Source organism: Streptosporangium sp. NPDC048886 (genome assembly GCF_055586905.1).
The window spans coordinates 83,401-109,990 of sequence record NZ_JBVJHH010000013.1; the positions used below are offsets into that span (position 1 = coordinate 83,401).

General features: G+C 73.0%; 26 protein-coding genes. 14 read left to right on the forward strand and 12 right to left on the reverse strand.

Annotated features, from left to right (window positions below; all coding sequences use genetic code 11):
- Window positions 1–41: 41 nt before the first annotated feature.
- Entirely contained in the window at window positions 42–974 is a 933-nt protein-coding gene (locus ACZ6R6_RS18100; protein WP_470094668.1) for an alpha/beta hydrolase, read from the forward strand.
- 90 nt (window positions 975–1,064) lie between these two features.
- Here ACZ6R6_RS18100 and ACZ6R6_RS18105 read toward each other — a convergent pair whose 3' ends face one another.
- The 3 genes from ACZ6R6_RS18105 to ACZ6R6_RS18115 all read right to left on the reverse strand — a co-directional run bounded on the left by ACZ6R6_RS18105 (window position 1,065) and on the right by ACZ6R6_RS18115 (window position 3,659).
- On the reverse strand, window positions 1,065–2,060 hold the full coding sequence (locus ACZ6R6_RS18105; RefSeq protein ID WP_470094670.1) for an alpha/beta fold hydrolase: 996 nt from the start codon (window positions 2,058–2,060) through the stop codon (window positions 1,065–1,067).
- A 403-nt stretch (window positions 2,061–2,463) separates the two neighbouring features.
- Window positions 2,464–2,733, reverse strand: a complete 270-nt coding sequence (locus tag ACZ6R6_RS18110) for a hypothetical protein (RefSeq protein WP_470094672.1) — start codon at window positions 2,731–2,733, stop codon at window positions 2,464–2,466.
- A 116-nt stretch (window positions 2,734–2,849) separates the two neighbouring features.
- The gene (locus ACZ6R6_RS18115; RefSeq protein ID WP_470094674.1) at window positions 2,850–3,659 is read right to left on the reverse strand and encodes a L,D-transpeptidase; all 810 of its coding nucleotides are present in this window, start codon (window positions 3,657–3,659) and stop codon (window positions 2,850–2,852) included.
- Between the two features lie 81 nt (window positions 3,660–3,740).
- Between ACZ6R6_RS18115 and ACZ6R6_RS18120 the strand changes: the two genes are divergently transcribed.
- The 3 genes from ACZ6R6_RS18120 (at window position 3,741) to ACZ6R6_RS18130 (ending at window position 7,209) form a co-directional block, all read left to right on the forward strand.
- Window positions 3,741–4,439, forward strand: coding sequence for a response regulator transcription factor (locus ACZ6R6_RS18120; RefSeq protein WP_470094676.1), 699 nt, complete (start codon window positions 3,741–3,743; stop codon window positions 4,437–4,439).
- Window positions 4,436–6,226 carry a sensor histidine kinase gene (locus tag ACZ6R6_RS18125; RefSeq protein WP_470094678.1) on the forward strand — a complete coding sequence of 597 codons (1,791 nt, stop codon included), beginning with the start codon at window positions 4,436–4,438 and terminating at the stop codon, window positions 6,224–6,226. The genes ACZ6R6_RS18120 and ACZ6R6_RS18125 overlap by 4 nt, the downstream gene beginning before the upstream one ends.
- 176 nt (window positions 6,227–6,402) lie before the next feature.
- A complete protein-coding gene (locus ACZ6R6_RS18130; RefSeq protein ID WP_470094680.1) occupies window positions 6,403–7,209 on the forward strand; it encodes an SAM-dependent methyltransferase in 807 nt (268 codons plus the stop codon).
- A 361-nt stretch (window positions 7,210–7,570) separates the two neighbouring features.
- Here ACZ6R6_RS18130 and ACZ6R6_RS18135 read toward each other — a convergent pair whose 3' ends face one another.
- Window positions 7,571–8,389: an alpha/beta fold hydrolase gene (locus tag ACZ6R6_RS18135; RefSeq protein ID WP_470094682.1), complete on the reverse strand. Its 819-nt coding sequence runs from the start codon at window positions 8,387–8,389 to the stop codon at window positions 7,571–7,573.
- Between the two features lie 154 nt (window positions 8,390–8,543).
- Here ACZ6R6_RS18135 and ACZ6R6_RS18140 point away from each other — a divergent pair, with 154 nt between their 5' ends.
- Window positions 8,544–9,206 (forward strand): TetR/AcrR family transcriptional regulator, encoded by a 663-nt coding sequence (locus tag ACZ6R6_RS18140; RefSeq protein WP_470094684.1) that lies wholly within the window; start codon window positions 8,544–8,546, stop codon window positions 9,204–9,206.
- On the opposite strand, the gene ACZ6R6_RS18145 is transcribed toward ACZ6R6_RS18140, so the two are convergent.
- A complete protein-coding gene (locus tag ACZ6R6_RS18145; protein WP_470094686.1) occupies window positions 9,161–9,730 on the reverse strand; it encodes a hypothetical protein in 570 nt (189 codons plus the stop codon). The genes ACZ6R6_RS18140 and ACZ6R6_RS18145 overlap by 46 nt on opposite strands.
- 272 nt (window positions 9,731–10,002) lie before the next feature.
- Between ACZ6R6_RS18145 and ACZ6R6_RS18150 the strand changes: the two genes are divergently transcribed.
- Complete coding sequence (locus ACZ6R6_RS18150) at window positions 10,003–10,623, forward strand: pentapeptide repeat-containing protein (RefSeq protein ID WP_470094688.1); 621 nt, start codon at window positions 10,003–10,005, stop codon at window positions 10,621–10,623.
- Between the two features lie 60 nt (window positions 10,624–10,683).
- Here ACZ6R6_RS18150 and ACZ6R6_RS18155 read toward each other — a convergent pair whose 3' ends face one another.
- Window positions 10,684–11,301, reverse strand: a complete 618-nt coding sequence (locus ACZ6R6_RS18155) for an alpha/beta hydrolase (protein ID WP_470094690.1) — start codon at window positions 11,299–11,301, stop codon at window positions 10,684–10,686.
- 132 nt (window positions 11,302–11,433) lie between these two features.
- On the opposite strand from ACZ6R6_RS18155, the gene ACZ6R6_RS18160 reads away from it, so the two are divergent.
- The 4 genes from ACZ6R6_RS18160 (at window position 11,434) to ACZ6R6_RS18175 (ending at window position 14,780) form a co-directional block, all read left to right on the forward strand.
- On the forward strand, window positions 11,434–11,922 hold the full coding sequence (locus tag ACZ6R6_RS18160; RefSeq protein ID WP_470094692.1) for a MarR family winged helix-turn-helix transcriptional regulator: 489 nt from the start codon (window positions 11,434–11,436) through the stop codon (window positions 11,920–11,922).
- Window positions 11,923–11,996: 74 nt separating this feature from the next.
- Window positions 11,997–12,536 carry a DUF4262 domain-containing protein gene (locus ACZ6R6_RS18165; protein WP_470094694.1) on the forward strand — a complete coding sequence of 180 codons (540 nt, stop codon included), beginning with the start codon at window positions 11,997–11,999 and terminating at the stop codon, window positions 12,534–12,536.
- 107 nt (window positions 12,537–12,643) lie between these two features.
- The gene (locus ACZ6R6_RS18170) at window positions 12,644–13,684 is read left to right on the forward strand and encodes a hypothetical protein (protein ID WP_470094696.1); all 1,041 of its coding nucleotides are present in this window, start codon (window positions 12,644–12,646) and stop codon (window positions 13,682–13,684) included.
- Between the two features lie 31 nt (window positions 13,685–13,715).
- Window positions 13,716–14,780: a cobalamin-independent methionine synthase II family protein gene (locus tag ACZ6R6_RS18175; protein WP_470094697.1), complete on the forward strand. Its 1,065-nt coding sequence runs from the start codon at window positions 13,716–13,718 to the stop codon at window positions 14,778–14,780.
- Window positions 14,781–14,875: 95 nt separating this feature from the next.
- On the opposite strand, the gene ACZ6R6_RS18180 is transcribed toward ACZ6R6_RS18175, so the two are convergent.
- From ACZ6R6_RS18180 to ACZ6R6_RS18190, 3 genes are all read right to left on the reverse strand, one after another.
- Entirely contained in the window at window positions 14,876–15,439 is a 564-nt protein-coding gene (locus ACZ6R6_RS18180) for a carboxymuconolactone decarboxylase family protein (RefSeq protein WP_451932003.1), read from the reverse strand.
- 202 nt (window positions 15,440–15,641) lie between these two features.
- Complete coding sequence (locus ACZ6R6_RS18185; protein ID WP_470094698.1) at window positions 15,642–17,183, reverse strand: FAD-dependent monooxygenase; 1,542 nt, start codon at window positions 17,181–17,183, stop codon at window positions 15,642–15,644.
- A 10-nt stretch (window positions 17,184–17,193) separates the two neighbouring features.
- Complete coding sequence (locus tag ACZ6R6_RS18190) at window positions 17,194–18,639, reverse strand: MFS transporter (protein ID WP_470094699.1); 1,446 nt, start codon at window positions 18,637–18,639, stop codon at window positions 17,194–17,196.
- A 104-nt stretch (window positions 18,640–18,743) separates the two neighbouring features.
- Here ACZ6R6_RS18190 and ACZ6R6_RS18195 point away from each other — a divergent pair, with 104 nt between their 5' ends.
- The 4 genes from ACZ6R6_RS18195 to ACZ6R6_RS18210 all read left to right on the forward strand — a co-directional run bounded on the left by ACZ6R6_RS18195 (window position 18,744) and on the right by ACZ6R6_RS18210 (window position 22,517).
- Window positions 18,744–19,079 carry an ArsR/SmtB family transcription factor gene (locus ACZ6R6_RS18195; RefSeq protein ID WP_306863163.1) on the forward strand — a complete coding sequence of 112 codons (336 nt, stop codon included), beginning with the start codon at window positions 18,744–18,746 and terminating at the stop codon, window positions 19,077–19,079.
- Window positions 19,080–19,197: 118 nt separating this feature from the next.
- Entirely contained in the window at window positions 19,198–19,749 is a 552-nt protein-coding gene (locus ACZ6R6_RS18200) for an RNA polymerase sigma factor (RefSeq protein WP_470094701.1), read from the forward strand.
- A complete protein-coding gene (locus ACZ6R6_RS18205; RefSeq protein ID WP_470094703.1) occupies window positions 19,749–20,660 on the forward strand; it encodes a hypothetical protein in 912 nt (303 codons plus the stop codon). The genes ACZ6R6_RS18200 and ACZ6R6_RS18205 overlap by 1 nt, the downstream gene beginning before the upstream one ends.
- Window positions 20,661–21,110: 450 nt before the next feature.
- Window positions 21,111–22,517 carry a hypothetical protein gene (locus tag ACZ6R6_RS18210; RefSeq protein ID WP_470094705.1) on the forward strand — a complete coding sequence of 469 codons (1,407 nt, stop codon included), beginning with the start codon at window positions 21,111–21,113 and terminating at the stop codon, window positions 22,515–22,517.
- Here the strand turns inward: ACZ6R6_RS18210 and ACZ6R6_RS18215 are convergent.
- From ACZ6R6_RS18215 to ACZ6R6_RS18225, 3 genes are read right to left on the reverse strand one after another with little or no spacing between them, the layout of a single operon-like run.
- Window positions 22,462–24,363 (reverse strand): sensor histidine kinase, encoded by a 1,902-nt coding sequence (locus tag ACZ6R6_RS18215; protein WP_470094707.1) that lies wholly within the window; start codon window positions 24,361–24,363, stop codon window positions 22,462–22,464. The two genes, ACZ6R6_RS18210 and ACZ6R6_RS18215, sit on opposite strands and share 56 nt — an antisense overlap.
- A gap of 59 nt (window positions 24,364–24,422) precedes the next feature.
- The gene (locus ACZ6R6_RS18220; RefSeq protein WP_470094709.1) at window positions 24,423–25,772 is read right to left on the reverse strand and encodes an amidohydrolase family protein; all 1,350 of its coding nucleotides are present in this window, start codon (window positions 25,770–25,772) and stop codon (window positions 24,423–24,425) included.
- Window positions 25,769–26,587: an energy-coupling factor transporter transmembrane component T family protein gene (locus tag ACZ6R6_RS18225; protein WP_470094711.1), complete on the reverse strand. Its 819-nt coding sequence runs from the start codon at window positions 26,585–26,587 to the stop codon at window positions 25,769–25,771. Before ACZ6R6_RS18225 ends, ACZ6R6_RS18220 begins: the two co-directional genes overlap by 4 nt.
- Window positions 26,588–26,590: the final 3 nt, after the last annotated feature.

Here is a 26,590-nt window from a genome sequence, read left to right on the forward strand (position 1 = left end):
CGGCCGAACCGAGACAGACGACAACCCCAGGGGGAACGAGCATGGAACCCACGAAGACGGACATCCTGAAGGTGCCCGGCGCGGAGCTGTACTACGAGGTCCGCGGCTCCGGTCCCGTCCTGCTGCTGATCTGCGGCGGGATCTATGACGCCGCCGGATACGCCGGCCTCGCCGAGCGGCTCGCCGGCCGGTACACGGTGGTGACCTACGACCGGCGCGGCAACTCGCGCAGCCCCCTGGCCGGGGCACCGGAGCGGCAGAGCATCGAGGTCCACGGCGACGACGCCCACCGCCTGCTGGCGGCGGTGGGCGTCACGGCGGACGAGCCCGCGTATGTCTTCGGCAACAGCTCCGGCGCGGTCATCGGCCTGGAACTGGCCGCCCGCCACCCCGAGCAGGTGCGCGCCCTGGTCGCCCACGAACCTCCCGTCCTCGGCCTGCTGCCCGACCGCGACCACTGGCACGCCGTCATCCAGGACGTGGAGGACACCTTCCTCAAGGAGGGCGCCGGGCCGGCGATGCAGGTCTTCGCCACCGGGATGGGGATGGGCGGCGACGGGCAGGGCGACGGCGACGAGCCGGCGCAGGGGGACGCGCTCTCCCAGGCCCCGCAGGGGGACGCCGCCGCGCAGGCACCGCGGGAGGAGTTGGTCCCGGAGACGACGGAGGAGCCGGACCCGGAGACGATGGGGATGATGACGCGCATGGAGCGGAACATGCAGTTCTTCATCGGCTACGAGGTGCCGCCGTTCGCCGGGTACGCCCCGGACATCGCCGCGCTCCAGGCGTGCTCGACACGCGTCGTCCTGGCGGTGGGCGGCGCCTCGGCAGGAGAGCCGCCGTACCGGGCCTCCTTCGCCGTGGCCGAGCGGCTGGGGACGCGGCCGGCGGTCTTCCCCGGCGACCACGGGGGCTTCGGCGCCCAGCCCGAGGAGTTCGCCGCCAAGCTCCACGAGGTGATCTCGAACCCCTGAGAACGTGGTGGTCCGGCAGCGTCACCACGCGGTCGGACGCCGGCTGGACATGGACGCCGGCTGGCGGTGGCCCCGGCCCGTGACCGGCGGTCACCTCTGCCCGTGGGCGGCGATGACCTCGTGGACGGCGTCGAGGACGAGGTCCGGCTGGGCGTTCTGGACGTAGTGCTCCGTCGTGGCCGCGATCACCAGGCGGCCACGGGTCGACAGCGCGGCAAGGCGCCTGGCGTGTTCGGTCACCTCCGCCGGCTGGCCTCCCGCGGAGATGACCACGGCCGGCAGCTCGCCCCATGCTCGCGGCCGGACCGTCGCGCCGACCTGGGCGGCGCTGTCCGCTGAGGCCCAAGCCTCGGCGCGGGCGGCCGCCATGCTCCGGTCCCCGTAGACGACGGTGGCGCCGGCGCGGGCCGCGGCGGTGGCGTCGGGCGGCACGAAGGCGTCGCCCGACAGTCTGAGCAGGCCGAGGCGGGCGACGAGCTGGTTGACGGTGAACTGGACGGCGAGCAGGGGACGGGAGATCCGGAGTGCGGTGACGGCCGTCTCGTCGGTGACGTCGATCAGCACCAGCCCGGCGGTCAGGGACCGCCACCGGTCGGCGAAGACGCGCACCGTGTTGCCGCCGTAGGAGTGCCCGACGAGGACGTACGGCCCCGCCTCCCCGGCCGCGGCCAGCAGGGTGTGCAGTTCCCCGGCGGTGCGCTCCGCCGTACGCGGCGACGGGCCGTCCTCGCTCCAGGAGTATCCCGCCCGGTCGTAGGAGCACACCCGGTTACCCGCGGAGAGCCGTCGCTGGATGGTCTCCCAGCTCGCGCTCGACTCGGCCAGTCCCGCCTCCAGCACGACGGTGGGAGCGCCTGTCCCGGTGCAGTACAGGTGCAGGCGGTGACCGCCGACGTCGACCAACCGTCCCGGCGCCCTGTGGCGCGCGGCATCGCCCTGCCGGGCGCCCGTCTCGTAGAGGAACCCCGCACTGGCCGCGAGCACGACCAGGCCCACGCCCCAGGCGGTGATCCGCAGCAGCCGCCGCGGTCGCCGCCGCTCTCTGGGCCGCGCCACCTGTGCGTCCTCGAACTCTCCGTCCGTCACACCTCGAATCTAGGTATGCGGCCCGTCCGTTTCCTCCTCCGCACAGCGGAACCCGCTGTGCCACCGGCGCTTCGACCGCCGCCGTCCCCTCCTCCGTCAGGAGGAGGGGCGTCAGGAGGAGCCGCGTCAGGAGGAGCCGGCCTGTGGAGAGGACGTGGCGGCGCCCGGTCCGGAGGGACGGCGCGGCCACGATTGGGCGGGAGAGGCCATGACACCTCCTGACCCGCGGGGAGGCTACTCCGCCGCGGCGGGCGGTCGTACAGCGACGGCCGGATCGGGCTTGGCCGTCTTCGCGGGGGATCCGAGACCGGGTGCCGGCCGGTCCAGGCCGGGACCGGTGATGATCCGCTCAGTGCCGCGGGCGCCCGCCGGCCGCGGGCGCCCTCGCCGTCGCTGCCCGTGCTCAGCCGGTGTAGCTGGGCTGCCGCACCGAGGGCTCGCCGGGCTCCGGTGCCGGGGCCGCGGTCGGATCCGCCCCGCCCCTGGTCGGAGCGGGCCGGGGAGTGTCGGACTCGGCGGGCTTGACCACGCGGGGGGCGGCGGGCTTGGCGGGCTCGGCCGAGGGCCCGCTGACGGCCGGTCTGGCGGGCTCGGCGGCCATCGCCGTACCGGCCAGGCCGGCGCCGAGGGCCAGGGCGGCGGCGAGGCCGCCGAGTACGAGCTTGAGACGCATGTATCTCACCTTCCGTTGTTCTCCGTGGCGGAGCTGTTCTCCGTGGCGGAGCCGTTCTCCGTGTTCGATATGTGGTCGGTCGATCCGTGGCCGGTCGATATGTGGTCCGGAGGGCGTCAGCCCTTCACGACGACCGGGGTGCCGATCGCCAGGTTCCTGGCCATCCAGGTGATGTCGGCGTTGCCGACCCGGACGCAGCCGTGGCTGGCCCGCGTGCCGATGGCCGCCGCGTCGTCGGTCCCGTGGACGGCGAGCTGCCCCGGGCCTCCCGCGAAGCGCTTCAGCGTCGGGGAGAACCCGCTCAGCCCGAAGGCGTAGGCGCCGTACGGCCCGCGCGGGTCCGGCGGGCGCACCAGCTCGGTGAAGAAGTAGCGGCCGGGGGGAGTGGGCGTGCCGTCCCGGCCCGTGGCCACCCTCCCCCGGCGCAGGACGCGCTCCCCGTCGTAGACCGTGAACCTGAACGCCGCGGGGTCGATCTCCACCCGGCGCGTGGTCCTGGCCAGCGTGACGTCGTCCGCCCTGATCCAGCCCGTGCTGCCGTTGGGCCTGACCGGCAGCAGCACCCGCAGCCACCGGCCGTCGCGGCGCTCCACGAGGAAGACCCGCTCGGCGCCGTAGTCGTTGGGGCTCGCGAGCTCACGCCAGGGCAGGCTCGCCCCTTTGCGCTTGTACACCGCGATGCGTGGTCCCCGCACGGTCGCCACCTCCACGCCGGCCCCCGTCTCGGCGTGATCGACGGCGGCAGCTCCGGTCCCGGCCTGACCGGTCGTGCCGCCCCCGGTCCCGGTCTGGCCGGTCGCGGTGCCGGCCTGGCCGGTGGTGGCGAGTGCCCGCGGAGGGACCGGACGCGCCTCGGGGGCCGCGCACCCGGTCAGCGTGGCCACGGCGGCGAGTGCCGCCGCGGCGAGACAGCCGTTGAACTTCACGCGACGCAGACTGGCGGAGGAATGTGAAGGTCCTGTTTGCTCGCTGTCAACGACCTGTCTTGGTCACATAACCTCGTCCCGATGTGCGCATATGTGCTGGTTGCAGAGGACGACGTGAAGCAGGCCGAGCTGGTCCGCCGCTATCTGGAGCGGGAGGGCCACGCGGTGCTCGTCGTGCATGACGGGCGGGCCGCGATCGACGAGGCCCGCGGGCGCGAGCCCGACCTCGTGGTGCTCGACGTGATGATGCCGAAGGCCGACGGCCTCGACGTCTGCCGTGTCATCCGCGCGGAGTCGGACGTCCCCGTGCTCATGCTGACCGCCCGCACCACAGAGGACGACCTGCTGATCGGCCTCGACCTGGGGGCCGACGACTACGTCACCAAGCCCTACAGCCCGCGGGAGCTGATGGCCAGGGTCCGCACGCTCCTGCGGCGGGCGCGGCGTTCCCGGGACGCCGAGGTCCCCGAGGAGACGCTGAAGGTCGGCGATCTCCTGGTCGACCCCGCACGCCACCTGGTCAGCGTCGCCGGCAGCCCGGTGGACTGCACGCCCGCCGAGTTCCGGATCCTGGAGACGCTCGCCGCCCAGCCGGAGCGGGTCTTCACCCGCGCGCAGCTCCTGGAGGAGGTCCACGGGTTCGACCGCTTCATCACCAGGCGCACGATCGACGTGCACATGCTGAACCTGCGTAAGAAGATCGAGTCCGACCCGCGCAGACCGGCCCGGATCCTGACCGTCTACGGGGTCGGCTACAAGCTGACCGACGGCTCGGGATGAGGGTCCGGCGGCACGGCCTGCTCACGCGGCTGCTGGCGAGCTCCGTCCTGGTGGCCGTCTGCTCGATCTCGGCGACCGCCTGGCTGACCAGCCAGAGCACCTCGGGTGCCATCCGCGAGGAGCAGGACCAGACCCTGGTCACCGACACGCGCATCAACGACACCCTGCTCGGCTACGGCGCGACGCACGCGAGCTGGGCCGGCGTCGGTCAGACGGTGCGTGACCTGGCCCGGAAGACGGGACGCCGCATCGCGCTCACCACCGAGAGCGGCGAGCCGATCGCCGACTCCAGCGACACTCCCCTGCCGGCCAAGCCCTCGGTGGTCGTCGATCCGCTGCGGGTGGACGTGACTCTGGTGCCGGGAGCGGCCAAGGATCGCATCGACCCCCGGGCGGTCGGGCCGTTCAAGCTCGCCGCCGCGGAGCGGTCCCGGCTGAGGAAGGCCGCCAACGCGGGGGCGGCCTGCGCGCGCCGCAACGGGCAGGAGGCCGACGTCGTCCTCTCCCCGTCCGGGCGTCCCTCCGTCGAGATCCCCAGCAAGAGCACCTATGTGGTCTCCGCGTGCGCCCTGAGGACGCTGGAGAGTCCCACCGCGACCGAACGCAAGGCGCTGCGCCAGCTCAACCACCTGCTCAACCGGTGCCTGTCGGGACAGAACAAGTCCGAGGTGACCCTCGCCCTCGACCTGTCCTGGACGTTCCGGCCCGCCGCCGCCCCCGCCCCCGCCCCCAGCCCGCGCGTCCTCGACCAGCAGCCCGTCTCCGCCTGCCTGGCGAGCGCCCGGCGCGAGCAGCTCAGGGCGTACGTCGCGCCCGCGGCCCTGCTCTACCTCGGCTCCTCGGCGCAGCAGCCCTCCACCGAGCTGACCTCGGCCGGGGTGGCGCGCATCGCGGGCACCGCGCTGCTCGTCCTGCTGCTCGCGGTCACGGTGAGCTTCGTGATCTCCTCCCGGCTGACCAGGCCGGTGCGGGCGCTCACCGAGGCGGTCCAGCGGATGCAGCGGGGTGACAGCTCCGCCCGTGTCGCGGTGACGGCCACCGGCGAGGTGGGCGAGCTGTCGGAGGCGTTCAACAGGATGTCGGAGCACCTGGAGCGGATGGAGGCGCAGCGCAAGGCCATGGTCAGCGACGTCTCCCACGAGCTCCGCACTCCGCTGAGCAACCTGCGCGGCTGGATGGAGGCCGCCCAGGACGGCGTCGCGGAGCTGGACCCCGCGCTGATCGACTCGCTGGTGGAGGAGATCATGCAGCTCCAGCACATCGTCGACGACCTGCAGGAGCTGGCTCTCGCGGACGCGGGCAGGCTGCGGCTGCACCCCGAGCCGGTGAACGTGGCCGACCTGCTCGACCAGATCGCCACGGCGCACCGCGGCCGCGCCGACGCGGCCGGCCTCGCCCTGACGGCCGAGACCACCGGCGCCCCCGAACTCCTCGCCGATCCCGTACGGCTGCGCCAGGCCGTGGGGAACCTGGTGAGCAACGCCGTGCACTACACGCCGCCGGGCGGGCGGATCACGCTACGCGGCCGCCTCGCGGACGGGCACGTCCTGATCGAGGTGGCCGACACCGGCGTCGGCATCGCTGCCGAACACCTCCCCCATGTCTTCGACCGGTTCTGGCGGGAGGAGAAGTCACGGAACCGGCGGACCGGCGGCAGCGGGCTCGGCCTGGCCATCGTCCGCAACCTGGCCGAGGCCCACCACGGGACTGTGAGCGTCTCCAGCGTCCCGGGTGAGGGCGCCGTCTTCACGCTGCGGCTGCCGGTCGGCCCGGGTCTGCCGGCATGAGCCGCTCCCGGCCCGGCGGAACCCGCACCAGCCGCCCCGGGCCGGCGGAACCCACACCGGCCGCCCGGGCCGGCGGAACCCGCACCGATCACTCCTGACCCTGCAAGGTCTGCACGGACCGGCGGAAGTTTCCCTAAGATCGATTCCAGAAGGACGGCGACAGATCGGAAGACAGCGTGGATGACCAGGCTACGCCGGACGGGGTCGACCCGAACGTGCCCAATGTCGCCCGGATGTACGACTACTACCTGGACGGCAAGGACAATTTCGCCGCCGACCGGGCCGCTGCCGAACAGATCCTGAAGCTCTTCCCGGCGACCCGCGACTCCGCGAGGGAGAACCGTGCGTTCCTGTCGCGTGCCGTACGCCATCTGGTCGGATCAGGCGTCCGGCAGATCGTGGACCTGGGCTCCGGGCTGCCCACGCAGGGCAACACCCATGAGATCGCGCACGCGGTCGCGCCCGGCACCCACGTGACCTACGTGGACTACGACCCCGTCGTGTGCGCGCACGGCCGGGCGCTCCTGGCGGGCGGCGACGACGTCGCCATCCTCCAGGCCGACGTGCGTGATCCGGAGAAGCTGCTGGCCGAGCTGGGCGGGCACGTCGACTTCGACCGGCCGGTGGCGTTCCTGATGCTGGCCCTGCTGCACTTCATCCCGGACGAGAGCGCCGAGGGCGCGGGCGCCCACGAGATCATCCGGCGGCTGCACGGGGCGAGCGCGCCGGGCAGCTACCTCGTTGTCAGCCATGCGATCGACGCCAAGCCGGACACCACTCCGGAGGCCCTGGAGATCTACAACCAGGCCACCGCGGCGCTGAACCTGCGCACGCACGCGGAGATCACCCGCCTGTTCGACGGCTACGAGCTGGTCGAACCGGGCCTGGTGTTCCCCAAGGACTGGCGCCCCGCCGATCACCCGCCGCTGATCGGCGACCAGGACACCTCGATCGGCTACGCCGGCGTGGGCCGCAAGCCCTGAACGCCGCCCTCCCCGCCGGGGTGGGACCAGCTCGCCGGCCTTGACGGCCCTCGGGCCCGCCGGGCCGTCGACGACCTTGACGGCCATCGGGACTGCCGGACCATGGCCGACCCTCACCGGCGTCCTGTCCTCGCCGAGCCGGCTGTCCAGGTCGACGGCCGGCTCCAGCCGTGGACGGAGGTCCGTACGGCGGGCAATCCGCGGCGACGACGGCTCCGAAGCATGTGAGACCCGCCTGTTGCCGGCGGGTGAGGCTCGGGCGGTCTGGACTGCGCGTTCCGGACCGGCCCGGTGAGCGGACGTGGCGGCGCGAGCTTGGAGGGGTGGCGCCGTCACGTCTGACCGGCCGGCGCGCCGCGGGTCACGCGGCGGGGTCCAGCGACCGGAGGAACTCGCCGACGGCCCGGGTGAACCCCTCGGGGTCGCCGGTGTGGACGAAGTGGTCGGTCTCCAGCTCGGCGAGGCGGGTGCCGGGGCGGCGTTCGATCATGGCGTGGGCCTGCTCGGCGGGGATGACCCCCTTGACGCCGCGCACCAGGAGGGCCGGGCAGGTGCTCGCCAGCCAGTCGTTCCAGTGGTCACCGTGGACGAGGTCCTCGGAGTCGACGATGTCCTGGGGGTGGAAGGGCAGGCGCCAGGTGCCGTCGGGGTTCTCCCGCAGGGCGTCGCCGAAGAAGGCGGCGGCCTGGCCGAGACCTTCGATCAGCGCCTCGCGGGTGGGGGCCTGGTAGGGCAGGGCGAGGACGAAGGCCAGCGGATTGGCGCCGTCGAGCCCGAGTGAGACCGCCCCTTCCGCGTTGACGAGGGCGCTGACCCGCTCGGGGTGGCGGGCGGCGAGCTGGTAGGCGTTGATGGCGCCGAGCGAGTGGCCCAGGACCACGGCCCGGTCGAGGCCGAGGTGGTCGAGCAGGGCGACGACGTCGGCGACGTAGCCCTCCCGGGAGTAGTCGGCCGCCCGGTCGGACTCGCCGTGGCCGCGCTGGTCGGGGGCGATGACCCGCCACTCGGGGGCCAGCGCGGCGGCCAGGGCGGCGAAGCTCGCCCCTTCGGACATGTGGCCGTGCAGGGCGACGAGGGGACGGCCGGCCCCGCCGAAGTCGACGTAGGACAGGCGGCGGCCGTCGCGGTCCAGCTCGGCCCGGATGGGAGTGGTCGTCTGGGGGGTGTCGCCGCGGCTCATGTCCGTCTCTTCCTTGTCGTTCGGTCTCTCTTGCCTGACCCGAACAGTACAGAGGATTTGCGCGTTTGCGCAATGCGTACGCCCAATTCGATCGCACAAGACATTTGTCTTAAAACTGGGTGGCGCGTCTGTCAGGGCAAGTAGCATCCCGGGTATGGGAAATCGTGAGGATCTGCTCGCCGGCGCCAGGCGCTGTTTGGAGGAGAAGGGGTGGGCGCGGACGACCGTCCGTGACATCTCCGCCGCCTCCGGAGGGGTCAGCATGGCCGCCATCGGCTACCACTTCGGCTCCCGAGAGGCACTGCTGAACGCGGCGCTCATCCAGGCGATCGACGAGTGGGGCGCCGAGACCGGGCGCACGCTGGCCGCCTACGGCGACCCCGCCTCCACCCCCGCCGAGCAGTACGAGGCCATGTGGACGAAGATCATCGAGTCGTTCACCGAGCACCGCAAGCTCTGGCTCGCAACCGTCGAGGCGCTTCTGCAGGCCGAGCACTCCCCCGACCTGCGACAGTATCTGGCCGGTGCCCAGAAGGAGGGGCGCCGGGGGTTGGCGGCGACGCTGCTGGGCGCCCCGGAGGAGGAGCTCTCCGACTCCACGACGCGCACCGTCGGCTCGGTGCAGTTGGCGCTGTTCTCCGGCGTGATGCTGCAGTGGCTGACCGACCCCGGGCAGTCACCCTCCGGGCCCGAGGTGCTGCAGGGCCTGCGCGCCATCGTGACCGGCCTCGGGCCGGCCACGGGCACCGGGGACCCGGCGGCCGGACCCGCTCAGCCGGCTCCGGGGACGACGACGTTCTTCTCCTTGAAGTCGTAGCCGTTCTTCAGGGCGTTCTGCTTCAGATCGTCGAAGGCGTTCTTGCTGACATCGAGGTCGGCCTCCGTGGCGGTGCCGCTCTTCAGCTTGTCGGTGAGGCTGGTGAAGCTGTCACTGACCGCCTGGACGCCCTTGCACAGCGTCGGGTTGGCCGTGGCGAACTTCTTGGCGACCTTCAGCTCGTGGAGGGCGAACAGGCCGGCCACGGCCGCCTTCACGAAAGTCCGCTTACGCTTCTCCGCCCCGGCCTTGAAGCCCCCGCTCCGCAGCGGCCGGTAGATGTAGCGGTAGAACGCCCCCAGCGCGAGGCCGGCGTGCAGCGCGAAGCGCGTCTTGGCGAACCGCCTGGTGTTGCCCGTGGTCGGGCACTCCTCGTCGAGGCCCCCCTGGGCGCCCGCCGGCCCGTCGAGGCCCGCCGGCGGTGGGGTGCTCGCGGCCGCCGGGGGCGCGGCACCCGCGCCCTGGGGGACCGGGTCGGCCGGCCGGACACCACCACAGCCGCCGATCAGCGTCACCGCCAGCATCACCGCCACCGGGAGGGTTGCGGACCGAGCTCTCCTTATAGCCATTTCTTCCCCCACGGAACCTTCATGCCGCCACGACCTGCACTCTCTCCTTTTTTCACTCCGTAGTCCAGTGAACACACTCGGTGATGGTCCGAGGTTGGCCGCCGGCCCCGGGCGTCGCCGTCACCCGGGGGCACTACCGTTGCAGGGCCGGCTCTCCCCCTCGACGGCTCCGGAGGGGCCCGGAGCCGGTGACCTCCTCCGCTCCGGCACGGAAGGCACGACGAGTGATGGCTGAGCGAAAGTACGGCGTGCCCGCACCCGAGACCCGGACCGTCATCCGGTCGCAGGACTGGGACAGCGAGGACCTGTCGGGTCAGAGCCACGACCGGGTCGCCTTCCTCGACGTGGACATGACCGAGACGTCGAGCCACGGCGCGGTCTTCCACGAGTGCACCTTCACGGGGGTCCGGTTCAACGCGTCCGCGCACTCCGACACCGCGTTCACGAACTGCACCTTCAAGCGGTGCACGTTCTTCGACGCCACCTTCACCGGCTGCAAGTTCGTCGGCAGCGTGTTCGACGGCTGCACCTTCGACCTTCTCAAGGTCGAAGGCGGTGACTGGTCGTTCGTCGGGCTGCCCGGAGCCGGACTGCGCAGCGCCTCGTTCAACGACGTGCGGATGCGCGAGGCCGACCTCACGGGCGCGCGCGGCGAGGGGGTCACGCTCCGGGGCGTCGACCTGTCCGGCGCCTGGTTGCACAGCGCCGACCTCTCCCGGAGTGACCTGCGGGGCAGCGACCTGTCCTCCCTGGACCCGTCCGTCGTCAAGCTGAAGGACGCGGTGATCGACATCCGGCAGGCCGTCACGATCGCCGCCGCGCTCGGCCTGCAGGTACGCTCCGACTGAGCCGGCCCGGGCGGCGCCCCCGCCACCCCGCACCGGCAGCCGGGCCCGCCGTACGGGGAGCTACCGGGCGGGGGTGACCTCGGGATACTCGGACGTCCCACCGCGCAGCAGCCGCTGCGGCCGGCCCTTGAGGCTCTGGTCGAAGAACGCGGTGAGGTAGGCCCGCTGGACGGCGACGCTCCGGCCGGGGTCGACGGTGCCGATCCGCTGGGCCCTGACCTCCGGTACGACCTCGAGCTCCTCATCCAGCTCCGGCAGGAACGCCTGGACGTCGGTGAAGCTGTAGTGCATCGCCCCGGGCATCGACAGGTCCAGCTTCCAGCCGGTCGACCTCTCCCAGAAGGACGTCCAGGCGGGGGCGGTCAGGTGGTCCCTGATCCGCCCGTCCGCGGTGCTGCCGGGCGAGCCCATCAGCAGGAACGGCCGGTCGACCCCTCCGGTGGCCGCGGGGCTGGGGGCCTCGCCGCCGACGTCATAGGCGAGCCAGCCGTCCAGATCGGCTCCGGCGTCCACCCGCCGGTCGGCGCGCATCGCCTCGGCCGCGGTGTCGCCGCCGTAGGAGTGGCCGAACACCCCGATCCTCGACAGGTCCATCGCCCGGGCGAGCCCCTTCACGGACGGGAGCCGGTCCAGGACGGTCCGGATGTCCTGGCGCCGGGTCTCCAGGGCCTGGCGCATGCGCGCATGAGCACCAATCTGGCCGCGCGGGCCCCTGCGCCACTTCTGGCATCCGTCAGGTCCCACCCCCGACTTCCGTCAGGGGCGCGCCCCACCGCCGGGCAGATATGACAGTGCTGTTACATTCTCTCCATGAGGGACATGCCAGACCGCGCCGCCGTCGGAACGCTACTACGCCACCTCCTCGAACTGCTGGAGGGAGACGTGGCCAAGGTGTACGGCGAGCTCGGCCTGTCGGGCTACCGGCCCCGGTTCTCCCCGGTCGTCCGGGCGCTGGTCTCCGAAGGCCCGATGTCGATCCGCGACCTGGCGCGGAGAGTGGGGGTGACGCATTCGGCGGCGAGCCAGACCGTGACGCAGATGGCCCGCGCCGGTCTGGTCGCCCTCGAACCCGGCGCGGACGCCCGCCAGCGGATCGTGCGCCTCACGCCGGAGGCGTACTCGATGCTGCCGACCATCGAAGCCGAGTGGGCGGCCACCAGGGCCGCCATGCGGGGGCTGGACGCCGAGCTGCCGATGCCCCTCGCCGACCTGCTGGCCGAGGCCGTACTGGCCCTGCAGCGCCGGCCCCTCCGCCGGCGGATAGCCGAGTCGGGGCTGGAGGAGCCGGGACCGGAGTAGCCAGGACCGTCATCGGAGCCGACCGTCTCCGGAGCTGACGGTCACCTCACCAGCGGACCACTACGCTCGACATCATGTTCGACCAGCTTGCCTGCCACTGCCTCCTGTGCGTCGAGCGCGACATCGAGCTCGACGAGCTCGACCGCGACACGATGCGGCACGTCCGGGAGCGCGGGTGGGGCGTCATCATGATCCCGGAGGACGAGGCCGGTCCCGGATGGGCGTTCACCGTCGGGCTGTGGCACACGCTCCGCTCGCCCGAGGCGGCGATGTTCGGGCTCCGGGTCGAGGTGCTGAAAGACTGCCTGAACACCCTGGCCGACAGGGTCGCCGCCGGTCACCGTCTCGTCGCGGACCAGGAACGGGACGACGTCATCAGGGACTACCCCGTCGTCACGAAGACCGTGGACACGAGCTGGTACCGCTCGCTGTTCGGCATGGCGCTGCACTTCTACCAGCAGCCGCCGCTGCCCTTCATGGAGATCGTCTGGCCCGACGCCGGGGGCCGGTACCCCTGGGACCCCGCCGCGGCGCCGAGACTGCGCGAGCTCCAGCCCGCGCTGTGGATCCCGAAGGACGACCACGCTCCAGGCCCGTGGACCGAGCTGCCGTGAGGCGTGTCCGGGGGCGTCCGGCATCCGGGGCACCCGGCAGGTGTCCGCCGCGCACCGCATGACACCCTGTCTCGGTCGATCAACACCAAAACGGGACACAGCAAGCAATGACCGATCAGGATACGGCCGGCCGGGGCAGCGTCATCGACCTGCTGCAGCGCATCGGCTCGGTGGTGCTCCCCGTGGGCATCGCGCTCTACGCCCTGCTCTATCTCGGCATCCAGCAGGTGTACGGAGTCTTCAACATCAGCCCCGAACAGGCGGGCATCGACCAGGCGACCATGTTCGGCCGCCTCGTCGGGTGCCTCATCCTGCTGGCCCTGGCGGGCGCGCTGGTCCTGGGCGCGCTGGTGGCGGTCGGCTGGCTGGTGGACAGGGCCGCCCGGGGCCACGTGTTCAGGCTGGCCCGCGCCGTACGGGAACGGCCCTGGGCGGCGGCCGCCCTCGGCGCGGTGTGGTGCGGCGGAACGTACTGGGGCTTCCTCGGCTATCTCGGCCTCGCCGAGGGGGTGGGGCCGGCCACGGTCGTGCTGGTGGCGGCGGGGATCGGGGTCGTCGCCTTCGTCGTGCCCTTCCGGCTGCTCCGGCGCCGCCCGACGGGCCGGGCCGGGATGCGGGTCGTGGTCGCCGCGTTCACCGGCATGGGGCTCGGCTTCGTGCTGATCGGGCAGATGGAGTCGGACGCGGTGCGGCTGGCCACCACGGGGCGGAGCAGCCTCGTGCTGACCCTGTCGGGCTTCCAGGACCAGTGGGTGCTCGCCACCCACCCGGGCAACGGCAAGCCCATGCGCGGGGGCGTGCCCCTGCTGCTGCTCGGTGAGCGCGAGGGGACCTACGCCTTCTACGACTGCGTCAGGCAGGAGACCTTCCGCCGCCCGATGGGCTCGACCGTGCTCCAGCAGATGGTGCTGGAGCCCGACCACGACGAGGGCTTCACCTGCGACTCTCTCGTCCCCTCCGGATCCGCCTCCGCCGAGCCCCGCGCGACCCCCCGCCCCACCGGCCCGGCCCCCGCCCGGACCGCTCCCGCCGGACCCCACGCGACCCCCCGCCCCACCGGCCTCCGCCCCACCGGCCCGGCTCCCACCGAGGCCGCCGGCGGTCATCGGGGCGAAACGGAAGAGCGCTCCATATCCGTAAGTGATTGATGGAGCACGGATCGTTATTTACGATCACGGTATGGACATCCCCACCGAACCGATCGGCAGCATCCCCCGCCCTCCCGCTCTGCTGGCCGCGCTGGCCGACCACGCCGCGGGCCGGATCGGCGACGCCGAGCTGGCCGCGGAGCAGACCGGAGCCGTCGCCGACACCATCGCGCGGCTGGAGCAGCTCGGCTGCCCGGTCCTCGTCGACGGCGAGCAGTCCAAACCCAGTTTCCTCACCTATCCGGTCGCCGGACTCGACGGCCTCAGCCCCGACGGGGCGGTCGTCCCGTTCGCCGACGGGCACACCCGGCAACTGCCGCGCCTGACCGCCGGCCCGTTCCGCTACCGCGTCCACGCCTCGGAGTATCTGAAGCAGGCACAGCGCCACACCCGCCTGCCGGTCAAGCAGGCGGTCATCGCCCCGTCGGCGCTGAGCCTGCTCTATCCGGCCGACGGCATCGCCGACTACCCCCGGAAGGTCTTCCTGGACGACCTGCTCGCCGAGGCCGAGGCCGACATCCGCGGCTGCCTGGACGCCGGTGCGCACGCCGTACAGCTGGACTTCACCGAGGGACGGCTGTCGCTGAAGCTCGATCCCAGCGGCGGGCTGCTGGATGACTTCATCACCCTCAACAACCAGCTCCTGGAGCGCTTCAGCGCGGCCGAGCGGGCCCGGATCGGCGTGCACACCTGTCCCGGCGGCGACCAGGACTCCACCCACAGCGCCGACGTCGACTACGCCGCCCTGCTGCCCAAGCTCCTCGGGCTGAAGGCCGGCAACTTCTACGTCCAGCTGGCCGGTGAGCCCGACCCGGCCCGGGCGCTGGACGTCATCGGCGCCCACCTGCGCCCCGGGACCAGGGTCTTCATCGGGGTGACCGATCCGATCGACCCCGCGGTGGAGACTCCCGAGCAGGTGCGTGACCGGGTGCTGCAGGCGGCCCGCCACATCCCGGTCGAGCAGCTGGGCACCTGCGACGACTGCGGCTTCTCCCCCTTCGCCGACGACACCTCGACCTCCCGCGAGGTCGCCTTCGCCAAGATCGACGCCCGGATACGGGGGACCGCGCTCGCCGCCGAGGCCCTGGGCGCCTGACACGGCCGGCCCCACGCGGGCCGCGCACCGCACTCCCCGCGAGGGGGGGGTTCGGCCTTCCCCGCGAGAGCGGGCGGTGCGCGCTCCGCGCGGGGTCACCCGCTCTGGGGCTCCGCGACGGGCGAGGTGGTCGTGTAGCCGTAGGCGATGATCCGGTCGGCCGCCATCGCGTAGTCCGCCGCGTCGTCGGGAGCGATCGTGGCCAGGCCGTCGACGTAGCGGTTGAACATGCAGAACGCCGCCGCGATCAGCACCGTGTCATGGATCTCCACGTCCGTCGCGCCCTCCGCCCGGGCCGCCGCGATCTGCTCGTCGCCGACCCGCTGCCCGCTCTGCTGGACCGCGCCCGCGATGGCCAGCAGGGCCTTCAGCTTGGCCGAGATGGGCGCGCCGTCCGGATCGGCGCGCACCTGATCCACCAGCGCCATCCCCTCCGGCAGCTGCGCGGCGGCGAAGGCCGCGTGCGAGGAGGTGCAGAACCGGCACTGGTTCAGCCCCGACACGTACGCCGCGATCAGTTCGCGCTCCCCGCGCGACAGGGTGCTCTCCCCGCGCAGCAGCACCTCGGCCAGGTCGTTCAGCGGGCGGGCCGTCTCCGGGCGGAACCTCAGCAGTCCGCGGATGCCGGGCTCGTCGGTGTTCAACGTGATGTGTGGCATGAACGCTCCTTCAGTGACCATGGCGGAGAAGTGCCCGCGGCCTCAATGGAAGATCACCTGGCAATCCCCCACGATCTCCGTCCCACCGTCCGCCGTCAATGGCCGGTTCCCGCCACTCCCACACCGCCGCCCACCGGGCGCCGCGCCGCTGGGCCTCCGGCGGACAGCGCCCGGTGCGGGGCCGGCCCCGGCCCGCACCGGCTCAGCCGGGCTCGCCGAACCAGCGGCGGAGCGCGGTCCGGAGGGAGGCGGCGTCGCCGGGGGGACACCAGGCGACGTAGCCGTCGGGCCGGATGAGCAGCGGCTCGCACTGTGCCGCCCGTATGGTGTCCACCCGGCCGGCCCACTCCGCCGCGACGTCCGCCAGCCGTTCACCACCGCTCGCCGAGCCACCCGGACCGCCCCGGCCACCGTCCGAGCCGGCCGAGCCGCCGCCCGAGCCGCCGTCCGAGCCGTCCCCCGGGCCGCCGTCCAGGGGGCACAGGAACAGGGGCCGGCCCCGGCGGAGCAGCTCCACCAGGCTGACCGCGCCGTCCTCGGTCTTGAGCTCGGTGTCCGGGGCGAGCCGGCCGGCGCCGGGGTGGCCGACGTCGTAGGCCGTCCGGGTGCCGCTGATCATGCCGCTCAGGTGGTCGTTGACCTGCTCCAGCCGCATGAGCTCGGCGAACAGCTCCCGCAGCGGGTCGACCCGGGGGTCGGGGTCGGCCAGGGCGGTCTGCGCGCGGACGTTCCACAGGACCCGCGCCGCCACCGGGTGCCGCTCGCCGTGGTAGGTGTCGAGCAGCCCGTCGGGGGCCCGCCCCCGCACCTGGGCGGCGAGCTTCCAGCCCAGGTTCATGGCGTCTTCCATGCCGGTGTTGAGCCCCTGCCCTCCCCAGGGGAAGTGCACGTGGGCGGCGTCCCCGGCGACGAGCACGCGCCCCCGGCGGTAGGTCTCCGCCTGGAGGGCCGCGTCGCCGTACCGGGTCAGGCCGCGCGGCTCGGCCATCCGGACCGGGTGGCCGGCGATGTGCTCCACCACCCCGCGCAGCTCCTCCAGGGAGACCGGCGCCTGCCGGTCGGCGTGCGGGCCGCGGAAGTCGTAGGTGCTGATCCGGCTGTGGCCGTATGTTCCGCCGCCCCAGACCATCAGCCAGCCTCGCGGGGTGCGGTGCCAGCCGCCGGGGAGGGGGTCCAGCAGCCGGACGTCGCCCGTCAGCGCGGCGACGCCCGCCGGAGTGCCGGTGAACGCGATGCCCGCGAGTCTGCGCACGGCGCTGCGGGCGCCGTCGGCGCCGACCACGTAGCGGGCGGCCAGCTCGTACGGCCCGGCCGGCCCCGCCACGGTCAGCGTGACGCGGTCGGCGTCCTGGGCGAGGCCGACGACCTCGTGCCCCCGCCGGATCTCCGCGCCCAGGTCGGCGGCGCGGTCGGCGAACACCTGCTCGGCCCACGCCTGCGGGCTGCCGACGATGCTGGGCCCCTCTCCGGCCACCGCGCCGAGGTCCAGTTCGAACATGCCGGAGAAGTGGAAGCGCACGCCGCCGTAGGAGGATCTTCCCACCTCGTCGAGCAGACCCCGGCGGTTCAGGCTCTGGGCGGTCCTGGCGTGCAGCGTGCCGGCCTTGGACTCCCCCGTCGGGGTGGGGAGCCGCTCCAGGACCACCGGCCGGACACCCTGGAGGGCGAGCTCGGCCGCGAGCAGCATGCCGACCGGGCCGCCGCCGGCCACCGCGACGTCGAAGCTCGGAACGTCGGAACTCATGGGGATCTCCTCAGGCGTCCACGCGCGCGGGCCGGGGCTCTGCCGCCTCGCGACGCTGGAAGGTCAGGGCCAGGAAGGCGCTCAGCAGGATACCCGCGGCGGCGACGTAGATCGCGGCCCGCAGTCCGCCGGTGATCTCGCCGAGCAGGGCCTCGCCCGCCAGGCCGGTGACGTCCTGGCCGGCGACCGCGACGAGCACGGCCAGGCCGAGCGCGGTCCCGACCTGCAGGGCGGTGGACGCCATGCCGGAGGCGACCCCCTGCTCTCCGGCGGCGACCCCGGAGGCGGCGGCGATCCACATCCCGGTCCAGGTCAGGCCCTGACCGAGCCCCATGACGACGATGCCGGGCAGCACGTGCCAGTAGGAGCCGCCCGCGCTCATGCCCGTGGCGAGCAGGGCGGTGCCGGCGGCGCCGGCGACGATGCCGGTGAGCAGGGTCAGGCGCATCCCGGCCCGGGTGGCCATCCGCTCGCCGATCTGGGTACCGGCGGCGATCATGAGGGACGGCACGAGGAAGGCCGCCCCGGTCGTGAGCGGGCTGTAACCGTGGACGCTCTGGAAATAGAGGGTCAGGAAGTACGGCAGGGCGTTGAACGTGGCCCCGAAGAGCAGGGTGATGGCCATCGATCCGCTCAGGCTGCGGTTGCCCAGCAGGCGCAGCGGCATGAGGGGGTCACGACTGCGGGCCTCGATGACGAGGAAGGCCGCCAGCAGCACGGCGGCGAGGGCGAAGCCCGTCAGGATGAGCGGCGAGGTCCAGCCGGACTCGGGGCCCTGGATGAGCGCGAAGGCCAGCAGGGTGACCCCGGCGGTGACGGTCACCGCGCCGGGCAGGTCGAAGCTGCGGCCCCGCTGCCGCGCGCCGTCGGCGGGGATGAGCGGGTAGGCGAGCAGCGCGGCGGCGCCGGCGAGCGGGACGTTGACGTAGAAGACCGCCTCCCAGCCGAAGGAGTCGGTCAGCACCCCGCCCAGCAGCGCCCCCAGGGACAGCCCGCTGGCCCCGGCGCCGCTCCAGATCGCCAGCGCCCGGTTCCGTTCGGGGCCTTCGGCGAAGAGGGTGTTGACCAGCGACAGGGTGGCGGGGAAAAGCAGCGCCCCGCCGAGCCCCTGCACCGCGCGGGCGGCGACCAGCAGGCCGGAGCTCTCGGCGAGCCCACCGACCAGCGAGGAGACCGCATACAGCAGCAGGGCCGTGACGAACAGGCGCCGACGTCCCAGCAGGTCGGCCGCCCGTCCGCCGAGCAGCAGGAAGCCTCCGTAGGTGACCGCGTACGCGCTGGTCACCCACTGCAGGGTGTGGGCGGAGAAGCCGAGGTCCCGGCCGATCTCGGGGAGGGCGACGAAGACGATGTTGAAGTCGAGCGAGGTGATGAGCTGGGCGAAGGCCAGCAGGGCCAGGGTCCGGCCGACATGGCGGCGCCGGGTGAGCGGCTGGGACGGGGAGGGAGACGGCATGACCACCTTCACATTGTTCGGGAAATACGAACAGTTGGACAGTTCGGGATACTCGTACAAAGCAGGTCGCGCCGTCAAGTTCGACTCTTCCGTACAATCGCCCTATGACCGCCCTTCACCCGTCCAGCGAGCAGTTCCAGCTCGAAGCGGTGCTGGCCGCGCTCGGCCACCCGATCCGGGCGTCGATCGTGCGGGCCCTGTCCTCCGGCGAGGAGAGGTTCTGCGGCGCGATAGTCCCCGACGTGCCCAAATCGACCCTCACCCACCACTGGCGGGTGCTGCGCGAGAGCGGCGTCATCCGGCAGCGCCCCTCCGGCCGCAAGCTCTACATCACCCTCCGCCGCGACGACCTCGACACCCGCTTCCCCGGCCTCCTCGACCTGCTCCTGTCCGACGAGACCTTCGGCAGGACGGCCTGGCACGCCGCCTCCACCGGCTGAGCGCCCGCCACCGTCCCGGCAGCCGGCGGAGAACCGTGAGACAGCCAGAAGAAGGGGTGAAACAGAAGCGCGGGTCCGGACAGGTATAGGTGACGAGTCCCCTCCGGAAGGCAACAGCGTGGGCCCCCCTGACCCGAAGCAGCGCTTCGAGGAGATCTACAACGCGCACTACCCGGATCTCCTCGCCTACGTACGGCGGCGCACCGGCTCCCCCGACGACGCGGCGGACGCCATCGCCGAGACCTTCACCACGGCCTGGCGCCGGATGGGCGACATCCCCGACGGGCACGACGCGCGGCTCTGGCTGTACGGCGTGGCCCGGCGGGTCCTGTCCAACCGGCGGCGGGAGGAGAACCGGCGGACCGCGCTGGCCGTACGGCTCCGCGCGGAGCTGGCCGCCTGGGCCGAGAGGGCCGTGGAGGAGGATCCCGACGGCGTCCGCCGGGCCTTCATGCGCCTGAGCCCCGACGACCGGGAGCTGCTCTCCCTGGTCAGCTGGGAGGGGCTGAGCAGCGAGGAGATCGCCAAGGTGCTGGGCTGCTCGCGCGGCGCGGCCCGGCTGCGGCTGCACCGGGCCCGCAGACGGCTCGCCAGGGAGCTGGACTCCGGGGGATTCGACATGGCCAGATACGGCTCGCGCGCGGTCGCGCTGGCGAAGGGACAGCTGTGATGAACGACGTCGACCGCCTCGTCGCGGGGATCGTCCCCGACCCCGGCCCCGGCATGACCCCCGGCGCCAGGGAGCTGTTCGACGAGATCACGGCGGTCCCGGCCGTCGCGCCCGGGAGGCGGTGGCCGCGCCTGACCTCCGCCCGTCCCGCCGCGCGCGGACGCTCTCAAGGACGGTGGAGCCGCCGGTGGTTGAGCGTGCCGGCGGTCGCCGGACTCGCCGCCGCGGCCATGATCACGGGCTGGGTGCTCCCCGGCGGCTACGGCACGGCTCCGGCTTCCGCCTCCCTCGACATCAAGCGGGCGGGCGGCTACTACGTCATCACGGTCAAGGACCTCTACGCCGACCCGAAGATGTACGAACGCGAGCTCAACGCCCGTGGTCTCGACATCAGGCTCCTGCTCGAACCGACCTCTCCGAGCATCGCCGGCCGGATGTTCGTGATGAGCGGGGGGATCGAGGGGCTCCGGCAGGGGCGGACCGTACCCGAGCAAGACTCCATCAGGACCATCGAGGCTCCGGGGCCCTGCAGCCGGTTCGGGGGCTGCCCGATCGGCCTGAAGGTCCCGGTGGGCTTCAAGGAGAGAGGCGAGATCCTCCTCGGCCGTGTCGCCCGTCCCGGCGAGCGCTACACGATGCCGCCCGGCATCGACACGCCCGGCGAGCCGCTCCACTGTGTCGACTACGTCAACAAGACCGTCGACAAGGTGCGGGCGATGCTCCGGCAACGCGGTGTGGAGCCGGAGTTCACCCACTACGGCGCCGGGAAGGGCGAGAAATTCTCGGTGCCGGGCGGCTGGTACGTCCACGACGGCGTGATGAGCGCGGCGGGCGAGGCGCTCCTCCTGGCCGGTCCCACGACGAACGACGCCCCCCGGCCCAGGAGAGCCTCCTGCCCCAAGGGTTCCTGACCCCGGGCGGCAAGGGTCCCCGCCCTCGGGCCGTGCCCTCTGCCGGCCGGGCCGCGTCCTCTGCCCGGCCATGCCCGGCACCCGGTGAGCGCGTCCGGGCCGCGCCCCTGACGGCACGCCTCCGGGCCGCGCCCCTGACGGCACGCCTCCGGCCCCGGCACGCTCCGCCGCCCACGCCCCTCCGACCGCCTTTCCGGCCCGCGTGACCTGAGCGGTCGCCCCTCACCCGCCACGAGCTTCCAAGCGCGGCGAGCGGGGAGTCCCGGCCGCCGGAGTCGCCCCACGCGCCACGCGCTCTCCTCCGCATGCGCGTTCCCCCGCCACGCCGCGTGCTCTCCTCGGCGCGCGGGTTCCCGCCACGCCGCGTGCTCTCCTCCGCGCGCGGGTTCCCTCCACGCCATGCGTTCTCCTCCGCATGCGCCGACCCCCACGACGACGATCGGATCCGGCGTGCTCACAGACGTCCGCCCCACGGCGATCCCCCCGGCCCGCCGCGCGCTCACCGACCACCGCCTGTTCGCCGCGGTCCTCACGCTGGCCGCGGCCCTGCGCGTGGTGACGATGCTCGGCTACCGCCCCGCCCAGCTCTACTGGTACGACTCCTTCACCTATCTGGACACCGCGGTCCACCTCAGGCCCTCGGCCACCTTCCACCCGATCGGCTACCCGCTCCTGCTGCGGGCCCTGTGGCCCTTCCACAGCGTCGAGGTGATCGCGGCCGTCCAGCACGCCATGGGCCTCGGGACCGGACTGCTGATCTACGCCCTGCTCCGCCGCAGGTCGCTACCCGCCTGGGGCGCGGCGCTCGCCACCGTGCCCGTCCTGTTCGACGCCTCGTTCCTGCGGCTCGAACACGCCGTCCTGTCGGACACGCAGTTCGTCTTCCTCGTCGTCGCCGGGCTCACCGCCCTGATGTGGTCGCCGGGGCTGTCGACACGGGCCGCCGCGGGGGCGGGCCTGCTGTTCGCGGCGGCCGCGCTCACCAGGACGATCGCGCTGCCGCTGCTCGTCCTGGTCCTGCTCCTGCTGGCCGTGCGGCGGGTCGGATGGCGGCCCCTGGCGGTCATGGCGCTCACCGGGACGCTGCCGCTGGCCGCCTACGCGGGGTGGTACGGCCACCACCACGGCAGGTTCGCCCTCAGCGGCGCCGACGGGGTCGCGCTGTGGGCGCGCACGATGACCTTCGCCGACTGCTCGGTCGTCAAGCCGCCGCCGGACCAGGCGAAACTCTGCCCCAACGGGACGGTCGTGGACGCGGCCTCGGAGTACGTCTGGGCCCCGGGAGCCTCGCTCAACAGACTCCCCGGCGACCGGTTCGGCCACAACGACCTGGCCCGCGCCTTCGCGGTCAACGCCATCGCGGCCCAGCCGTTCGACTATCTCCGCGAGGTGGTGAAGGACACCTCCCTCGCCTTCGCCTGGACCCCGGTGGCCCACCCCAAGCGGGTCACCCCGGCCTTCGGCTTCGCGCACGGGAGCTGGTCGCTGCCCGGCCATGCCCTGATCGGCGAGGTTCGCCGGGAGTACGACCCGGGCATCCGCGGCCTGTACTCGGTCCGGCCGTACGCGGACCTCCTGGTCGCCTACCAGTACCCGGCCTACCTGCGCGGCCCGCTGCTCGGCGCGATCCTGCTGCTGGGCGCGGCGGGCGCGGTGCTGCGGCGCCGTACCGTGCTGCTGCCCTGGGCGGTCGCGGTCGGTCTGCTGGTGGGCCCGGTGGCGGTGCTGGACTTCGACCACCGCTACGTCCTGCCGGTGGTCCCGGTCGCCTGCCTGGCCGCCGCGCTGGCTATTCGAGAGCTCATACGGCCGACGCCTCCTGCGTCTCGGGCGCGGCGAGCACGGTCCGCGGGATGAGCACGACCGCCGTCGTCCCCCCGAAGGGGGAGCGGCTCAGGGTGACCTTGATGCCGTGGCGGGCGGCGAGCTGGCTCACCACGAACAGGCCGAGCTGCTCGCTGTCGGCCACGTCGAACTCGGGCGGGGTGGCGAGACGTTCGTTGATGCCCTCGCGCTCCAGGTCCTGCAGGCCGAGGCCCCGGTCCTCGATCTCGATGACGTAGCCCCGCCCCACGGCCTCTCCCCGGACGTTCACCGGGGTGGTCGGCGGCGAGAAGACGGTCGCGTTCTCCAGCAGCTCGGCCAGCAGGTGGGTGACGTCGGCGGTGGCGGAGCCGGTCAGCCTGGCCTCCGGCAGCGGCGGGACGACGATCCGCCGGTAGTCCTCGACCTCGGCCACGGCCGCGCGGACCACGTCCATCAGGGAGACGGGGGTGCGCCAGGTGCGGCCGGCCGTGGCTCCGGAGAGGATGACCAGGCCCTCCGACTGCCGCCGCATGCGGGTGGTGAGGTGGTCCAGCCGGTAGAGGTCCTCCAGCGCCTCCGGCTGGGTGGTCTTGCGCTGCATGGAGTCGAGCTGGATGAGCTGGCGCTGGACCAGCGACTGGTTGCGCCGGGCCAGGTTGCGGAAGACCCGGTTGAACCCCTGGCGGAGCCGGGCCTCGCCCACGGCGGCCTCGACGGCCGTGCGCTGCACGGTGGAGAACGCCCGGCCGACGTCGGTGATCTCCAGGGTGGTCCCGGTCGTGGGGATGGGCGGCGCCTCGGTCTCCACGTTCACGGACTCGCCCTTGCGGAGCCGCTCGACGACCTGCGGCAGCCGCGCCTCGGCCAGGTCCAGGGCCGCCAGGCGCAGGCTGCCCAGCTCCTCGGCGAGCCCCCGGCCGAGCCTGGCCGACAGGATCACCGCGCCCAGGATCGCGGCGAGACCGAGGCCGCCGGCAACGATGATCTTCGCGATGATGCCGCCCGCGGCGCCGTCGGCGCGGTCGTTCAGCAGCTTGGCCCGGGTGATCAGGAGCTGGTCCATCTCGCCGCCGACCTCGGCGGCGGAGGCCTGCCAGGAGCTCCGGTTCCGGGGGAGCCGCGAAGTCTCGATGATCTCCTTTTCGAACTCGGTGATCTGCCCGTGGCGGGGGGAGCTGAGAAGCTCCTCGAAGGGGCCGCGCAGCTCGCCGTCCAGCACCGCCATGCCCTCGCTGAACAGCAGCCACCGGTTCGGCGCGATCACCTCGATCGCCTCGTACTCGTCGTGGGTCAGCGCGCCGGCGAGGACGGCGCTGGAGATCAGCGAGTCCTCCCTGGACATGAGGTCGCGGGCGTGCGCGATCCGCTGGAGTCCGATGGCCTGCTGGTAGAGCCCGATCTCCGGCACGGTGACGAGCTTGTCCTGGAGCCGGTAGACCGTGTCGGTGAGGCGGCTGAACGCCTGGACGGCCTGCAGCCGGCTGGAGACGCGCCCGTCGACGTCCCGGCGGATGGCGCGCAGCCTGCCCAACTCGCTGATGACCTGCTTGATCGACGCGTCCAGCTCCGGCCCGGTGACCGAGGTGGCCTCCATCGAGGTGGCTCGCGTGCGGAAGTGGCTGACCGCCCTGTCCGTCCGCTCCCGGACCTCGGAGAGCTCCTCGGGCTGGGAGCCGGACTTGCTCAGCGCGGCGGCCGAGAACTTGCGCTCGTTCTGCATCTCGGTGACCAACGCGATGGCGGGCGCCGACACCCGGTCGTAGAGCGTGGTGGCCTGGCGCAGTTCGAAGAGGTCACCGACGAGGTAGCCGGTGACGAAGGTCCAGAGTGCGATGAGCGCCACGATCGGGAGGCTGAGCAACGCATACAGCTTGAAGCGAATGGTCCGGGTTGCCATGACTCATGCCTGCCATATCGATGACCGCAATACCGACAAATAGCGCGAAAGATCGGAGATTAACATCCAACGGTGGCCGCTGTCCGCTGATCCCAGATCAGCTCGCCCCCGACGGCCGTCGCGACGCAGCGTCCCGGCCCCTCCTCGATCAGCGTCCGGTACGGCTCCCGCGCCGGGGAGACGTCGAAGACCGCGAAGTCGGCCGGTCCGCCCGGGGCGAGCCCCCCGGCGATCCCCAGGGCCCGGGCCCCGCCCAGCGTCGCGGCCTCGACCAGCCGCCGGTCCAGGTCACCGGCCCGGTAGCCCTGCCGGGTCGCGAGATCGCGCAGCAGCGCCACGTCCTCCAGCAGGTCCAGCGACGGCGAGGAGGACAGGGAGTCCGTGCCGACCGCGACGGGGTTGCCCTCGGCCAGCAGTGCGGCCACGTCCGGGGCCCGCGTGCCGACCGTCCGGTTGGAGCGGGGACAGAGCGCGACGGCGGTGCCGCGCGCGCGGAGCAGGGCGCGGTCGGCGGCGTCGAGGTGGACGCCGTGCGCGACGTGGCATTCGGGCCCGAGCACGCCGAGCCCGTCCAGGAACGCGGTGGGCCCGAGGCCGGTGCCGCCCTCGCGCAGGATGGCGAAGTCGAACTCCAGCTCCCTGACCATCCGGGCCAGCGGCCCGGTGCCCGAGACCGTGTACTCCCGCTCGTGCGCGCCCTCGGCCAGATGGATGTGCCGGCGCAGTCCCCGGGCGCGGGCCAGCCCGGCCACCTCCCGCAGCGCCCCGGTGTCCAGCGTGTACGGCGCGTGCGGGGAGACGCCCATCGGCACCCCCGCCGCGTCGAGCATGGCCGCGAACCGCTCCCGCCCCGACTCCGCCCAGCTCGCGTCGGTGTCGCCGAGGGTCTCCAGGTACGGCAGGCCGCCCAGGCCGGCCTCCCGCAGCGCGGTGGCCGCGGGGAGGTCGGTGACGACGTCGGCCGCCGCGGTGGTCCCGGCGCGCAGCGCCTGCCGGGCGCCGTCGAGGGCGCTGGCCGCCCAGTCGATCGCGGAGCCGTGGTAGACCTCGTCGAAGGCCGTGGACCACTCCTCGAAGGAGGCGTAGACGCGCTGCCCCACCTCGGCCATGTGCGTGTACTGCAGGTGGGTGTGGGCGTTGACCAGCCCGGCGACGATCGTCCCCGGCCAGCGGGTCTCCTCCCGGCCCGGCCACGCGGCCAGGACCTCCGCGCGCGGGCCGAGCGCGACGACGCGGCCCCGCCGTACGGCCAGGGCTCCGTCGCGGACGGGCGGCGAGCTGACCGGCAGGACCAGCGGCGCCGAGTGGATCACGGTCGGCGGCGCGGGGCGGGTCGTCGTCGGCGGCGCGGGGCGGGTCACGGCCGGTGGGGCGGGGCGGGTCACGGCCGGTGGGGCGGGGCGGGTCACGGCGTCCACACCTCGCCGAACGGGCCGAGGACCTTGGCGGCGGTCATCGCCGCGGCGAGCGCCAGGAAGCCGCCCATGACCAGGTAGTCGGTGCGGCCGAAGCCGAGCTCGCGCATCCAGGTGCGGTGCTTGGCGCCGAAGCCGCGCAGGTCCATGGCGTTGGCGGTGTCCTCGGCGTCGATCAGCGCGTTCACCGTCACCGGGACGACGACGGGCTTCAGCGAGGCGAGTTTCCTGAACGGGTTGCGGCTGCGGCTGTGCTCGTAGCCGCGGACCCGCTGGGCGTCGATGGTCTCGCGCATCGAGGCGACCGTGGACGGCAGGAACCGGAAGGTCAGGTCCACGCCGTAGGCGAGGCGCTGCGACAGGCGCAGCCGCGCGAAGGCGGTGCCGAAGTCGGAGGGGGCGATGTCGAAGGCCACCGGGAAGCTGACCATCGCCAGAGAGACGTAGCGGACCAGCAGGGTCAGCGCGTACGACAGGCCGGCCCAGGTGATCTCCGTCCCGGCGAGCGGGATGGTGAACAGCGTCTCCCCGTCCCCCGAGCGGGCATCCGCCGCGGTGAAGACGCTGTTGATCACCACCAGCACCGTCGTGAAGGTCAGCATGAAGATCCAGTTCGCCCTGACACCGCGCCACGGGATGCCCGCGGCGCGGTAGTACACCAGGGCGACCACGGCGCACAGGATGATGCCCCGCAGGTCGGCGACGTTCACCACCGCCACGAGATAGAGCACGGGGACCAGCAGGAGCACGCGCGGGTCACGGCGCGCGAGGAAGGAACCCGCCCCCAGATAACGTGGCGTGACGTCCATCGG